This is a genomic window from Acaryochloris marina S15, assembly GCF_018336915.1.
Lineage (GTDB): Bacteria > Cyanobacteriota > Cyanobacteriia > Thermosynechococcales > Thermosynechococcaceae > Acaryochloris > Acaryochloris marina_A.
The window spans coordinates 2,998,361-3,012,608 of the sequence record NZ_CP064923.1; the positions used below are offsets into that span (position 1 = coordinate 2,998,361).

Genomic DNA, 14,248 nt, shown 5'->3' on the forward strand with positions numbered 1-14,248 from the left:
GATCCAGATAACATAATGTGAATATTCTCATCTACTCAAAACTTGTAGCCGGACTCTAGATGATAAAAGTGCCAGGATGAGCATCATCCATATGGGCTAACACACCTAGTACATATCATCATGAGCATCTTTTGTTGATCCTGACTGGAACAGTAAAATCAAATTTTGTGTTCCATTTTCCAGTTCTAGCCCCATCGCCATACTCTACTGAGGGCATCTAATTGCCCTTTTCCTCTAAAATTTGTGTAGCTACGGACAAGGCCTATGGCTCACCCTCGACTGCAAGAGCTAACTTCAAAACTCAAGAGTGATGATAACTGCGATCGCCTTTTGGCATTGGTTGCCTTGCGGAACCTCCCCACGACCGAAGCCTTCCCTCTGATTAAACTAATGCTGTTTGACGACTCCTTACCGGTCCGCTCAATGGCAATTCGCTCTCTGGCCAGTCATCCCTCAGCTGAATCGGTCTCTTTATTGATACAGCTCTTGGACGATCCGAATTATGAAATTAGAGCTGGAGCAGCCGGAGCTTTGGGATATGTGGGTGATCAAAATATTGTCCAAGCTCTTTCCAGAGTCTTCCTTGAAGATACGGAATGGTTAGTGTGCTTTAGTGCCGCTGTTTCCTTAGGAAACCTAAAGGATCCAAGTGCTTATGCAGTTCTATTACATGCCCTTGAGCATTCGGAAGTGATTGTGCAACAAGCTGCGATCGCAGCCCTCGGAGAAATTAAAGCCTTCGATGCCCTTGAGCCCCTTCTTCCCTTTGTACAGTCTGAAGACTGGATGGTCCGGCAGTATCTCGCCACCGCCTTGGGAAACCTTCCCAGCCCCCAAAGTATCTCGGCTCTTAAATACTTAGCTAAAGACGATCATCCTCATGTTGCTTCTGCGGCCACTATCGCCTTAGAACTGATTCATGAATCATAAGATTGTGATTACCGGGGTCACCCAGGGGCTAGGCGAGGCCTTGGCCTTAGGGTTTATTCAAGCAGGGCAGACCGTATGGGGCTGCGGTCGGACATCAACCGCTATCGATCACCTAACTCAGCTATATGCGGCTCCTCACACGTTTACGGTGGTAGATATCGCTCAATCTCAACAAGTCCAGGCTTGGGCAGACCAGATCATTGAGGCCTGGGAAGCACCAGATATTATCATCAACAATGCAGGGTTAATCAATGAAGTGGCCCCTTTATGGGAAGTACCTGAACAAGAAATTAGCGATGTATTGGATGTCAATGTCAAAGGCACCATCAACGTCATTCGTAGTTTTCTCCCCAGCATGAAAACAAACGGTCAAGGAATAATCGTGAATTTCAGTTCTGGCTGGGGACGTTCAACCTCCCCTGGGGTGGCCCCCTATTGCGCTTCTAAATGGGCTATTGAAGGTCTTAACCAGGCTTTAGCCCAAGAGGTTCCCCCCGGTATCGCCACAATTGCCTTGAACCCTGGCATCATTCATACTGAAATGCTGGAAACTTGTTTTGGTCAACAAGCTCACAGTTATCCCTCTCCTACTGCATGGGCACAAAAAGCAGTCCCATTTATCCTTGGACTTTCTGAAAACGACAACGGTCAAGCCTTAACTGTTTATTAGCAAACCTGATTGCTATCCCCCTCGTGACTGAAATCGCTCTATTCCTAGAAAACCTAGAAATGACCCAACGATTAGGGAAAGTCTTGGGCCAAATATTACCTGCGGGAAATATCTTATTGCTAGAAGGTGATTTGGGAACTGGTAAGACATCCCTGATTCAGGGTTTGGGGAAGGGAATCGGTATCTCTGATGCGATCGTCAGTCCTACTTTCACATTAATTAATGAGTACCATGACGGACGAGTCCCCCTTTACCATCTAGACCTTTACCGCCTTACCCCGCAACAAGTGGATGAACTCTATCTGGAAACCTACTGGCAAGGGGTTGAAGTACCACCTGGAATTGTTGCCATTGAATGGTCTGAGCGACTTCTTCATCGACCTTCTAGCTACCTATTTATCAAGTTAAACCACAAAAAAGGGGCAAGACAGGCAACCTTGCAAACGGTCGGTTCTGTCCACAACTTAGGCCTAGAGCAAGTGCCATTAGCATTGAGATCTACTTCAGCCTAGTACTCAAAGCTTCATGGGTTGGTTATATTGGGCTGAGAGAGAATAGCCCTTGATCAATATTTTTGTGCGGCCACAATACCGTATGCATCAGCCCCATCAACGCCTTAATCCAAAACGCTTCTTCCGGGGCACAACATCTCATCGCAAGAGAATAACTTGGAAACGGCGAGGGCGTTATATCTATTTGCGGTTTATACGGTTACAGGGAAGCCCAAATGCGATCGCACGGGGACTCTCCGTTGGTGCTTTTGCTGGCATGTTCCCCATTTTTGGGTTCCAAATCTTATTTGGCATCTTTTTAGCTGCCTGTGTCCGAGGCAATAAGTTAACTGCCGCCGCCGCAACTTGGATTAGTAATCCCTTTACCTATCTGCCTCTATTTGCCTTTAATTTTCAGGTAGGGCAATGGCTTCTACAAGCCAAGAGATTTGAGTTCAATCAGCTCCAAAAGCTGAACTGGCAAGAACTCCTGGCCTTAGGACCCGGTTTTATCGCAACTTGGTTTACGGGCTGTTTTGTCATGGGATGTTTAGCCGCAATTCTGGGCTATGGTCTCGGCTTATGGTTAGTTCTACGATTGAGGCACAAATACGCTGCCCAACGTCAAAAGACCTGATATAAAGCATCTTCAACAGACCCTGGGAATTTTTGATCAACTCCCATGAACATCTTTAGCTCTACACAAACCACCCAAAATAAGTGAAGAGAAACCGGAGTAATTTCGTTTGACTTTCTGAGAGTCTGCTACCAAAAACTTCTCAAGCATAAGATAACCGCCTCTCAGAAGGCACAAGCTCTCATTAACGTCCTACGACGACTAGAAACCCCAATAACCCCAGCAACGATAGTATCAATACAAAATCAAAAGGATTAAAGTGTCCCAAACCAACGTTTGTAGAAGATAAAAGGACAAGAAAATTCTTTAAACCAAAATCAAGACAATATGCCATGAATAATCTCCTAGAACGGGTTCAAGTCTTTGGGTGCTAGAGTAGCATTTCTATGGCATCAAAGCTCCCCAAGGTCCTTGCATAGAAGTATTTCAAGCTTGTTTGCTTAAGAATAGAGGCTTTCCTAATGGGTACAGCACAGATCATCTACCTTCTACCTGGAAAGCCGGGAACTTGACTCCACAAATCGACCCAACTCAATCAGTACGCAAGATCCAAAAAAGCTCTCCACCCAAGGTGCATCTTAGGTGGAGATACAAGCTAGAGAAATTTCAGCCTATAAACCCGGTGTGGTTTGGGCAAAAAGAGCTGCAAAATCTGAGGTGGGGGGTGCTTCACCTTCCTCTCGGGTGACGACATCAAAGGCTTTATTCTGGGCGTTGGGCTCTAGCAAAGCCTTAACCACCACTTCAGCTACATCTGCTCGGGGAAGCTTATGGGGCATATTGCAATCTGGGATAAAGAATGAATCGTCTTTACCGACAATAATTTCGCGGTGGCTTCCCCGCTCATCAATGAGTCCACCGGCTCGAACAATGGTGTAAGTGATGCCTGAATCAATCAGATATTGTTCAGTCCGTCGCTTCCAAATCAGGATATTGCCATTACCCAGGGTGTTGAGATAGTGATTTTCATCCGTCCCCCCCATCGAACCCACAATGACGATATGTTTCACGCCTGCAGCTACCGCCGCATCAATCACGTTTTTATGGCCGTTATAGTCAACGTCTTCAGGGTAGCCCCCTTGCGGAAATTCAAATTCGGGCCTTTGTCCGGGCTGGGGCGGACCTTTCATCACGGGTGCAGCACTAGATAAGATTACCAAGGCATCACAATCTGCGATCGCAGAATCAATACTGGCCCGATCAGTAATATCTCCTACCACCACACCGTCCAAAGAGCCCAGCTTTTTCTGCGCTTTCACTTCAGAACGGACCAAGCCAACCACGTCGAATTCATCGGCACGTTCGCGGAGTTTGTGCACCACAATCGAGCCGGTTTGTCCCGTTGCCCCAGTTACCAATACTTTTTTAGTCGCCATAGCTTCTGAACTCTGTCTATTTAAGAGTGACCAACTTGTCTCTCCTTGACTTTATCAGAAGCTGATCAGCAGATTCGCTAAGGGCGAATCCCAGGGCGAATCTATAAATTATTTCTGATCAGTGGTGATGGATCCCTAGGCCATCAATGGCCTAGGAGAGAAATAGAAGCATATATGAAAGCAGATTCAAAAAATTCAGCCAAGGTTCAAGCCTGATTTAACTTCAGCAGACCTCTGGAAAGAGTTATCTAAACTCAGTCGGAATTACCGTCGAAATGGCCGCTTCACTGAGCATTAGGGAAGTTACCTCTACTACATTATTCATATTATTTCGAGGTTTCACTTGACGGGCTTTCTTATGAAAGTCATTACTATTAGGCCAAAGAAAAACATTGAACTTTCGATTGCCAAGTTTTTGCTTATATTTCAAGGTTCTCTTAGAAGCCAAACTAGTAACCGCATTTAGTCGATCTGCCAATCCCATACATCGTCGGAGGGTACTTGGGGTATAACATTGCACATCAACTTGATTACAGCCCCGGGCAGGTAACTGTTTAGCTTGAAAAGGCTGAATACTACAGTAAATTGGCTTGGTATAAGCCGATCGAAGCTCAACAAAATCTTTTGCGGAATAGTGCTTGAAGTAGTGATCATCTACTTGAAGACCATCCGTATGCTTTGCCTCATTGATCAGTTGTGATACCGTTAGGGATCGCAACTGTGGCGACTGAATCCACACCACGGGCTTCAGTTGGTTGTCCCGAGCAGCTTGACTGACCTTTTGTTGAACGTCATCTGAGACATTCCGATAATCCAGAAAAACAACCTTATACTTTTGCTGTTTAATCTTGGCCATTGCCTCAGTCAACGTATTGGAAGAGACATGGTATCGAATTTGAGGTTGTGAGAGCCATGTGCCTGTGGGAGCCGCATGGGCAACTTGAGGCGCGACAAACAGAGCAGAAGAAAATAGTAGGCTTTTTAGGGGTAGTTTATAGTTAGGCATCAGATAAAAATTATTATATATTCAGCTACAGTAGACAGAGGCTAAAAAGAGAGATTTTTCATCAATAATTCAATATTTCAAGCTCAATAAACCAATAGATTTTTGCGAGAAATTCGAAACCCGAATTCTCCAAAACCAAGCATGAAATAGTCACCTGATCTCTATCCACAGAACAACAGAGATACTAGGTTGAGCAAATTTTTTAGAACTATTCTTAGAAGGCCATTTCCTGATACTCCTAGAAACAGTTAATCATCACCATTTAGAATCTTATGAGTTTGAACTCAACAAAACATAAATACCTTAGCTGATGATTAAGTTCCTAGGGTTGTATCCTATTTAATTTGTCTTTTAATCATTAATCAATTAGCAAAAATCATTCGTTGTCGGCTTGACCACCAAAAATAAATCTTTGCTCACAAAAGACTTAGAATTAACGAGGTTGTTGTACTTGAATAAAATCACCCCGAATCCATCCTCGGGCACCAGAAGCGAATTCAACGTGGTACCAGTAATAACCATCGTTGCCCGTTGTAGATTCAATCACCTGTACGCGATCGCCTACCAATCCATAATGAGGGGAGTAGGATGAGGTGCTTGGGCCAGAACGCACATTCACTCGACTTCCTGGCTGAGCCCCTACTAGGTAGGCAGGTGCAGCAAGTGCTGGAACGGCAGCTAGGATTGACAAGAAAGAAATTGAAGCAAAAGAGAGAAGTGATCGGGTAAGTTTCATCTACTTTAGAAAAAGTCTGCATGTGTCCACGTTCTTCTAATTTAATCCTGAGAAATAAAGTCGTCGTCAGTGAGAATGCGTAACTTAGCTATAATCAGAACATATAGTATCTAAGTAGCAAATATTTATTATTTTTTCGTAGATAAATGTTTTTAAGGTGTGATTTGCCTTTAATATCCATATTTTAGGTACTAAACCATTTCAGGTAAACAATTTTTTCTAGGTAGAGGTTATAAAGATGCTTGCCGCAACCAGCTATCCTGCACCTTGGGGAGTTTCGTTAAAAGCCATCTCTGGAGGAATAACACTGCTGCTGATCGGCATAGCTGTTATTGGTCTACTCACGGGACCCAAAAGCAACTGGATTTGGATCCTCAGTATGGTAGTTATCCCTCTCGGCATCTTGTTAATTACGGCTTTGTTTACAGTTCGAGGCTATGTCCTTACGCCTGATGCTCTGCTTGTGAAGCGCTTAGTCTGGAATACGGAAATACCATTACAAGGGCTACAGACGATTGAAGCCGATTCTAATGCCATGGAAGGCTCTTTCAAAACAATGGGGAACGGAGGTTTGTTCAGTTTCTCAGGTTCCTTTCGCAATAAACGCTTAGGGGCCTATCGAGCTTTGGCCACCGATATGCGGCGATGCGTTGTCCTCAAGTTCGATCAAAAGGTGATTGTTATTACGCCTGACAAACCTCAAGCATTCGTCAATCAGGTCAAGGCAATAAAGGGCATGACTTAAAGATGGTTTTAAAATTCTAATCCGCCAAGACTTGCAACACAGCTTTAGGTGCAAGCTTATCTTTGAACCACACCAATCGAGCTGGGGTATTGCTGAAATTGACGCCTGCTTTATCTAGGTTGAGTCGTTCAGAAATCGCTAAAATCAAGTCTGATCGATCAGCCTGTTGCACCTGAGAGAATTTCTTTTTTAAATACTCGGGCCGCCAATACCCCACTATCTCTAGTAGAAATGTCCGACCATCCGGGTGAACTAGGCGGAAGTCTGGAATCATGACGCTTCCCGGAATCGGAATCAGATCAATTTCTCGCTCTAGCTTCCACTCCGTTTTAGTCTTCTGCCATCGTTCGGCAAAGCTGGCTTCCAGCATACTGTCATAGGGCTTACCCGGTGGATAGTGACTGACCAAACCACATTCAGAATCAAGGGCAAATCGACTGGTTCGTTGTTGTTTGGAATAGGTGTCTTTGCTGGTTAAGGTTGCAGACAGGCTCCACTTCGTCACATGCAGTAATGCTGGCAGCAACTTTGCTAAAGCTAAGCCATAGCGGGTGCTAGCACTAAATACACTGGCAGGCCCATCAATTTTGAGGGTAAATCCTTGATCAGCATCGCCCTCGATATAGGCCATTAGACAAAACAGCTTCAGATAGCGAAATAGAAGCTTATACTCTCCGGGGTCATTCCGATGGGCATTGATGATAATTTGAGTTGCTTTGTAAAAAACGCCTTGAACCTGAGATAAGTTATAGCGGTGTAGCAACGCTTCAGGGGTAGGGGCATCAAAGGCAGTCAAGATTTGATTGTCTGGTCGATCGGCATAAAGCCCTTCTTGGATTTGAATCGCACTAACGTCTCGCTCTAGCTCTTGGCTCAAGTTAACGGCTAGTCGTTCTAGAGTCTGGGTTGTCGCTTGAGGACTTGGCACTGACTGGGCAGACAGAGAAAAGACTCGCTGCCGCAACATGGGTGGATCGAGGGGACTAATGACTTCAAAGGTGGAAAAGCCACTGGATAAAAGATGGGCCAGTCCCCGCTTCACCCGATAGTCTGTTCCATCTCCTTCAAGATCTAGTAACTGCTGACTGAGTTCGCCTCGGGTTTGATTGCAGGCCGCGTTAAAACAATCGATGGCTTCTGTTGCGATCGCAACATTCCCCGCATTCACCGCCAGCCGTTTTGGAATAATCGCTTCACCCTGATAGTGATGCATCAGTAAGTCAGAAGGCAACATGTCCTAACCCTCAACACTTTTTCGCAAATAGTCTTTAACTGCCCTAGCCCCTCGCTCCCACTGCACATCTAGCTCAGATCTAAGGGGATTATTGGATAGATCAAGGGTTTTGAGATGGTCTAGCTTCCCTAAAGAAGGGGGGAGATCCGTCAAATTGTTGTGGCTCACATTCAGACTCTTTAACTGAGTCAGTTCCCCTATCCAATGGGGTAATGCCCTTAACTCACAAGCTACAAACGTCAGTTGTTCCAATAAGCGGCAACCCCGTAGTTCCGATGGAAACGCTTGCAAAGGAACGGGTTGGTCTGGGTCTAGATTGAAAATTAGCTGCTTAAGATTGTGGAGTTTACCGATAGATTCTGGCAGCTGACGAATGCTATTGCCAGCAATGCCCAAACTAGCCAAGGCCACTAAGTGACCAAAGGATTCGGGAAGATGGGTGAGCTGATTGTTATAGGCCAACAATGAGGTCAAATTCACTAAACTGCAAATTTGCGGTGGCAAAGATTGAAGTTGATTAGATTGAATATCCAAACTTGTAAGTTGATGAATTGAGCCCAAGGCTGTGGGTAATTCAGTCAACTGGTTAAAAGACAGGTCCAAGGAACGCAATTCCGCCAATGTCCCCAACCATGCCGGGAGAGTCTCCAGATGATTAAAAGCAAGGTTCAGAGATGCCAATCCCTGAAGAGATTTCCAGATAGTCGGGATTTCATGGAGTCCGGTACTGGCAACTTCAAGAGATCGTAACCCCGTCAACAATCCCAACTCCTCTGGCCACTGGGCAATGGGATTGTAGGAAAGCTGCAATTCTTTGAGGGTTTCCAGCTTCCCGATGGAAGAGGGCAAATGAACCAGTTGATTGGATGTTAGATTTAGCGATCGCAACTGTGATAATGCACCTATAAATTCCGGGAGTTCCACAAGGGCATTTCCCGTGAGATCCAGCGATCTCAACTGGGTTAAATCCCCCAGAACCTCCGTTAGGATAGGCAGATGGTTACGGGCTAAGTCCAACCCTTGGAGCTGAGTTAATCGCCCCAAGGATTTGGGCAGTCGCATCAGTTCATTTTCAGATAGGTAAAGAGATTTCAACTGAGAGAGGGAACCAATCGACTCTGGTAACTCACTCAACCCAATATCACTTAAATCTAGCTCCGTTGCTCCTTCAAGACGAGCAATATCTATCAGCCTCTCGGCTTCTCGATAGGCCGAATTTTTTTCCATTACTTCTGATATCTAAGCCCTTTAACCGGAAAAAACACTGCCTCTCAAGAATCATCAATAGGCTATTGCTCTATTAATGCTTTGAGATTCCCTAACCCCGCTTCATAATCTTGCCCCACAGCACTATCCAGAACAAACCGAAGGTAGGAACTAACAGGCTTCATTAAAGGAGGCACCCCCGCACTCATATCTGTATCTAGGGACCAGGCAACCAGCGTACCATTGTCCTGAGGCGTCAATTGTAACGCTGCATCCGCAGTTCCCTGTGGTCCAAAATCTAGATGGGTCTGGATATAGCTGGGCTCAGTCATAGCTGTAACTTCTTGAGTACCCGTCCCCACCATCGGATCCTCACTTTGCCAGTGCATCGTCTGCCCTACACCATTTCCCTCAATCGTTAAAGCCATATCGGGATCCATTTTTGCCCAGGGGGACCAAGCAGACCACTCTGATAAATCACTGACAATGGGGAAAATGGCAGCTGGAGACGCATTGATTAAGATATTTCGTTCAACATGCACTTCGCTAGGAAGGATCAAGCCTCCTATCACCACCAGTAAAAACAGCCCTATCAGTCCACCAATCACATTTCTGAAGATAGCCATAACCGAGGGATCTCCTAGATTGTCTATTCGCTTTCAGTGTAAAAAGAGAATACAGAATTCGAATCAAGATTGAACATTGTTTTAAGCCCTCAAGATTACTAATCGTTACAATTCATACGCAGGAATAATATAGAAGGGCATGATTTAGTTTAGAACCTCACTTTGGGTATGAAAGTGAGCTATAACCTGCTAGGGATAGATGATTGCTTGACTACATAAGGAGTGATAAACAACACCTTCTCTTGTGACGCACATCATATTTTTCATCTAGCGTAAATTATATTCTTAATTTCAGTGAGCCACAGCCCAGGAACAATCTGGTCGAGGCCACGACACAAAGCCTAAGCAAACACTAATTCTTTACCCCCCTGCATTGAAGGAGACTCCTATGACTCGCCAAATTAAAATGATTGCCGGTTTGCTCGCCACTACAAGCGTCGCTGGATTAGTGGTTGCCGCCTTCCCCCAAATTTCCCTGGCCGGTCAAAAGCACACTTACGACCCCATCTTGGTTCAACGCTATAACTCTGGTTGCGTCGAGAAAGTGACGGGCAAAGGTTACACTCCTGCCCAAGCCAAGCAGATGTGCAGCTGCTCCATGAGCAATATGCAAAGCCAACTCAACGAGAACGAAGCCATTAGTCTGCTCATTAAGTCCCAGTTCAGCTTTTCCAAAGATAAAGCTACTGGATTGCCCACTTCCCTCTCTCCTTACTTCGTAGGCTGCAAAGCATAACTACATTGAGGGTTAACGCCTGACAGTCATGATTCTCAATTGCCGCTAAAATATAAGTACAAATAAACTATTTAGCGGGTATCGGGGTCATGGCCTACCCACTTTCAGCAACCAAGCTTCAGACCTATCGTCAATGTCCTCAAGCCTACTATTTCAAGCATGAGCGACGGTTAACGGTCCCCTCTGCCTTCGGTTCACCCACCTTCGGTAAGGCAATCCATCGAGCTTTGGCCCAGATCTACCAGGACTGGTCCTATGCCGACCCTCTTCCGCCCTTGCAATGGTTTGCTGATTGTTGGCAACAGCATATTAGTGAGCTAAAGGAGTCTCAAATTCATGAAGGCTGGCAAGCCCTAGAGACCTACTATCACCAATATGTGGCCCCTCAACCCATGCTGCGAAAACCAGTGGGCATTGAGGGCAAGATTCAAGCCTCTTTTCAAGTTAGTAATATTGAGTTTGCCTTGTCCGGTCGCTATGACCGATTAGATTGGCTAGACGATGGCCTAGAACTGATCGACTACAAAACCAGTAAAACCGTAAAGCCCCCAGAAGCCATTGATGTGCAGTTGGGGCTTTATTATTTGGCATTGGAGCAAACGTATCACCATGCTCTTAAACGACTGAGTTTGATTTATTTACGCAGTAATCAATGCATTTCTTATGAGGTGACTCCCGATCATTTAGAGCAAATCAAAGATTTGATTGGGGACTTAGCTTTGAAACTCAGGTCTGATCAAGACTGGCATCCTCAGGAAGGATCACAGTGCGATCGCTGCGGGTATCGACAATATTGCAGTGCCCAAACGCCTAACCCTGAACCTCTCCCACAAACCGCAAAACCTCCGCAAAAGGTCCAATTAGCTCTGCCATTCCTTTGAATAGTTTTTTTCATTCCCCTGCAGTAAAGCATTGAGAGCAGACCATAATCTCACCCGAGATCTCGCTAATTCTGGTTGAAAGCTTTTTTTGATCATCTGAAATATTATTGACCAAAATTAACTCAGTACCAAACGTCCAAGCTTTTCCCTTTACCAGATCGGAAAACATCCAGGATGAAGAGTAATCCTGATGCAAACTAGGTTTTTCAGCTCGGAAGTTATTGGCAGGGTTAATAGTCGTGGACTAAAGACGTTGCAATATTGAGAGACCTGTTATCTCTAGAGCAGCTATGGATGCCGCACCTTGAGTGGTGTGTCGATGTTGTTGCACATTTTCTAGAGCGTCTTCGATAATTTTCCAATCGAAGTCTTGAAATATCTCTAAGTCCTCAATGAGTTGCAAGGAGTCATGCAGTGCAGGGATGGGATTCTTTAGCTCAACAGCTTGTTGCAAACACTGCTGCAAGACACTCGTCAATTGATGTTGTTCAGCTCGTTCTGCGAAGGTTAGAGGTCTAGGTTTGTTGTTCATTAGGAGTTACAAACCCTTGAGCGGGTAATGAAGGGCGGTAAAAACCTGATAAGAGCGTCTTGGGACTTGTGTAGTAATCGGTTGTGATTAGTCCAGATTTATTCAAAATCGGCCAATCATAAAAAGCAGAATTTAACCGAGGTCGTCCAGTTCATTAATGTCAAAATTGATATATTTATCCGTCTGTTTCCACCAGGCGACCTCTACACTGTAGCCTCAATCCTTTAAGAATTCCCCAGTTGCTTGATATTCTCCCAACCTGAATTTATTCTCAATCGCCCCCGCGGAAGGATCAAAATGATGGGTCTTTACCCTAAGTTAAACCAGCGGCGCTTTCAGGACGCCAGGAGAATCAGCGAATAGTTCCCATACCGCGTCCATAAGAAGGTTATGGGGTAAACCCCATAACCTCAACCAAATGTTTCCTTACCGTGATTACTGGCCATGGCTACACCACACCGGAATTAGCGCTTGGCGAGCTTTTTCTTCTCTAGTTTCCGTAAACGCACAGACTTAGGAGTCACTTCTACCAGTTCATCAGGACCGATATATTCTAGTGCCCGCTCTAAACTCATATCGACAGGAGCCTGCAACTGCACTAATTCATCGCCCGTAGAACTGCGGTGGTTGGTGAGGTGCTTAGTTTTGCTAACATTGAGGTCCAGATTCTGGGGACGGTTATGCTCACCCACAATCATGCCCTTGTAGACTTTGACACCTGGCTCAATAAAGAAAGATCCACGATCTTCAGCATTTTTAAGGGCATAGAAGGTAGCGGTTCCTTCCTCAAAGGCAATAATCACACCATTCCGTCGAGATGAAATATCTCCAGCCATTTCTCGGTACTCCAAGAAGCTGTGGTTCATAATGCCATCTCCGCGAGTGAGGCGCATAAACTCGCCTCTAAACCCGATTAAGCCACGGGCTGGAATCACAAATTCGAGTTGGGTGCGGCCACTGCTAACCTGCATATCCTGCATTTCACCACGGCGTTGTCCCAAGCGTTCGATACAGCCACCCACGGCCTCTTCAGGAACGTCTAGCACTAGATACTCATAGGGTTCACAGGGCTGACCATTCACTTCTCGATAAATCACCTGGGGCTGGGACACTTGAAACTCATAGCCTTCTCGGCGCATGGTTTCAATCAAGATACCTAAGTGCAACTCACCTCGACCGGAAACAGCAAACCGATCTGGGGAGTCTGTTTCTTCTACTCGCAACGCTACGTTGGTTTCCAGCTCGCGCATCAAGCGATCACGAATTTGTCTTGAGGTTACGAAATCTCCTTCCAAGCCAGCAAAGGGAGAGTCGTTGACGCAGAAGGTCATTTGCAGGGTAGGTTCATCCACCTTAATGAGGGGAAGCGGCTGGGGTTCGTTGGGACAGGTAATGGTTTCACCGATATTGGCGTTGGCAAAACCTGAGACCGCAACCAAGTTACCCGCAGAAGCAGTTGCTAACTCAACTCTCCGTAAACCTTCAAAGCCCATCAATTTGCTGACTTTAGCTTTGACCATCTCGCCATGTTCATTGATCAAAGCAGCTTGCTGCCCCATATTAATCGTGCCATTGTGAATTTTGCCAATCACAATTCGGCCTAAATAATCGGAATAGTCCAGGGTGGTTACCTGCAGTTGCAAAGGCTTCTCAGGATCTCCTACTGGGGGTGGAACATGGTGTAGGAAAGACTCAAACAGGGGTTTCATATCCTCCCCTGGCGCATCTAAATCTTCCTTGGCATAACCATCCAAGCCAGATGCAAACAGATAAGGGAAATCGCACTGATCATCATCCGCACCCAGTTCAATAAATAGATCCAAGACTTTGTCTACTGATCCATGAGGGTCGGCTTGGGGGCGGTCAATCTTATTCACCAACACAATCGGTCGTAAGCCTTTTTCCAGGGCTTTTTTCAACACAAACCGCGTTTGGGGCATGGGGCCTTCGTTGGCATCTACAATTAGCAGACAGCCATCCACCATTCCCAACACCCGTTCAACTTCCCCGCCAAAGTCGGCGTGACCTGGGGTATCCACAATATTAATCAGGGTCTCTTTGTAGGTAACCGCTGTATTTTTGGACAGAATGGTAATACCTCGTTCCCGCTCTAGATCGTTAGAATCCATTACGCAATCAGGAACGTCCTCTCCTTCACGAAAGGTGCCGGCTTGCTTCAGTAGGGCATCGACAAGGGTCGTTTTGCCGTGATCAACGTGGGCAATAATGGCGACGTTACGAATGGGAAGGAGCGTCATACTAGGTTCCAAAGATACAGATGTTGGATCAACATGGATTTTGCAAATCTGAAAGAATACTTTCGGCCAGACTTGCAAAAATATTAATTTTATTTAACAATTTTAGACTGATTCTGCCCAAATCAGTGCAGTGATGATCAAGTCACCCTGCTGAAAGGATATAAAAAAGGCTATGAAGGGGGTA

General features: G+C 45.6%; 15 protein-coding genes. 7 read left to right on the forward strand and 8 right to left on the reverse strand.

Features of this window, described 5'->3' with window-relative positions; all coding sequences use genetic code 11:
* The first annotated feature begins 264 nt into the window (after positions 1-264).
* The 4 genes from I1H34_RS13905 to I1H34_RS13920 all read left to right on the forward strand — a co-directional run bounded on the left by I1H34_RS13905 (position 265) and on the right by I1H34_RS13920 (position 2,728).
* Positions 265-930: a HEAT repeat domain-containing protein gene (locus I1H34_RS13905; protein ID WP_212661691.1), complete on the forward strand. Its 666-nt coding sequence runs from the start codon at positions 265-267 to the stop codon at positions 928-930.
* Positions 920-1,600 (forward strand): SDR family oxidoreductase, encoded by a 681-nt coding sequence (locus I1H34_RS13910; RefSeq protein ID WP_212661692.1) that lies wholly within the window; start codon positions 920-922, stop codon positions 1,598-1,600. The genes I1H34_RS13905 and I1H34_RS13910 overlap by 11 nt, the downstream gene beginning before the upstream one ends.
* Before the next feature lie 59 nt (positions 1,601-1,659).
* A complete protein-coding gene (gene tsaE / locus I1H34_RS13915; protein ID WP_212666265.1) occupies positions 1,660-2,112 on the forward strand; it encodes a tRNA (adenosine(37)-N6)-threonylcarbamoyltransferase complex ATPase subunit type 1 TsaE in 453 nt (150 codons plus the stop codon).
* A gap of 64 nt (positions 2,113-2,176) precedes the next feature.
* Positions 2,177-2,728 carry a DUF2062 domain-containing protein gene (locus tag I1H34_RS13920; RefSeq protein ID WP_249369223.1) on the forward strand — a complete coding sequence of 184 codons (552 nt, stop codon included), beginning with the start codon at positions 2,177-2,179 and terminating at the stop codon, positions 2,726-2,728.
* A gap of 611 nt (positions 2,729-3,339) precedes the next feature.
* Here I1H34_RS13920 and I1H34_RS13925 read toward each other — a convergent pair.
* The 3 genes from I1H34_RS13925 to I1H34_RS13935 form a co-directional block, all read right to left on the reverse strand.
* Positions 3,340-4,104, reverse strand: a complete 765-nt coding sequence (locus I1H34_RS13925) for an SDR family oxidoreductase (RefSeq protein ID WP_212661693.1) — start codon at positions 4,102-4,104, stop codon at positions 3,340-3,342.
* Between the two features lie 244 nt (positions 4,105-4,348).
* Positions 4,349-5,110: a hypothetical protein gene (locus I1H34_RS13930; RefSeq protein WP_212661694.1), complete on the reverse strand. Its 762-nt coding sequence runs from the start codon at positions 5,108-5,110 to the stop codon at positions 4,349-4,351.
* Positions 5,111-5,543: 433 nt separating this feature from the next.
* A complete protein-coding gene (locus I1H34_RS13935; RefSeq protein ID WP_212661695.1) occupies positions 5,544-5,846 on the reverse strand; it encodes an SH3 domain-containing protein in 303 nt (100 codons plus the stop codon).
* Between the two features lie 238 nt (positions 5,847-6,084).
* Here I1H34_RS13935 and I1H34_RS13940 point away from each other — a divergent pair, with 238 nt between their 5' ends.
* Positions 6,085-6,591 carry a PH domain-containing protein gene (locus I1H34_RS13940; protein WP_212661696.1) on the forward strand — a complete coding sequence of 169 codons (507 nt, stop codon included), beginning with the start codon at positions 6,085-6,087 and terminating at the stop codon, positions 6,589-6,591.
* A 16-nt stretch (positions 6,592-6,607) separates the two neighbouring features.
* Here I1H34_RS13940 and I1H34_RS13945 read toward each other — a convergent pair whose 3' ends face one another.
* The 3 genes from I1H34_RS13945 to I1H34_RS13955 all read right to left on the reverse strand — a co-directional run bounded on the left by I1H34_RS13945 (position 6,608) and on the right by I1H34_RS13955 (position 9,657).
* Positions 6,608-7,825: a DUF790 family protein gene (locus tag I1H34_RS13945; RefSeq protein WP_212661697.1), complete on the reverse strand. Its 1,218-nt coding sequence runs from the start codon at positions 7,823-7,825 to the stop codon at positions 6,608-6,610.
* Between the two features lie 3 nt (positions 7,826-7,828).
* Positions 7,829-9,052 carry a leucine-rich repeat domain-containing protein gene (locus tag I1H34_RS13950; protein WP_212661698.1) on the reverse strand — a complete coding sequence of 408 codons (1,224 nt, stop codon included), beginning with the start codon at positions 9,050-9,052 and terminating at the stop codon, positions 7,829-7,831.
* A gap of 62 nt (positions 9,053-9,114) precedes the next feature.
* Positions 9,115-9,657: an SRPBCC family protein gene (locus I1H34_RS13955; RefSeq protein WP_212661699.1), complete on the reverse strand. Its 543-nt coding sequence runs from the start codon at positions 9,655-9,657 to the stop codon at positions 9,115-9,117.
* Positions 9,658-10,045: 388 nt separating this feature from the next.
* Between I1H34_RS13955 and I1H34_RS13960 the strand changes: the two genes are divergently transcribed.
* Positions 10,046-10,393: a hypothetical protein gene (locus tag I1H34_RS13960; protein WP_212661700.1), complete on the forward strand. Its 348-nt coding sequence runs from the start codon at positions 10,046-10,048 to the stop codon at positions 10,391-10,393.
* A gap of 89 nt (positions 10,394-10,482) precedes the next feature.
* A complete protein-coding gene (locus tag I1H34_RS13965) occupies positions 10,483-11,274 on the forward strand; it encodes a RecB family exonuclease (protein ID WP_212661701.1) in 792 nt (263 codons plus the stop codon).
* 244 nt (positions 11,275-11,518) lie between these two features.
* Here the strand turns inward: I1H34_RS13965 and I1H34_RS13970 are convergent, their stop codons facing one another.
* Positions 11,519-11,806 (reverse strand): hypothetical protein, encoded by a 288-nt coding sequence (locus tag I1H34_RS13970; protein WP_212661702.1) that lies wholly within the window; start codon positions 11,804-11,806, stop codon positions 11,519-11,521.
* Between the two features lie 464 nt (positions 11,807-12,270).
* Positions 12,271-14,064 (reverse strand): translational GTPase TypA, encoded by a 1,794-nt coding sequence (gene typA / locus I1H34_RS13975; RefSeq protein WP_212661703.1) that lies wholly within the window; start codon positions 14,062-14,064, stop codon positions 12,271-12,273.
* Positions 14,065-14,248: the final 184 nt, after the last annotated feature.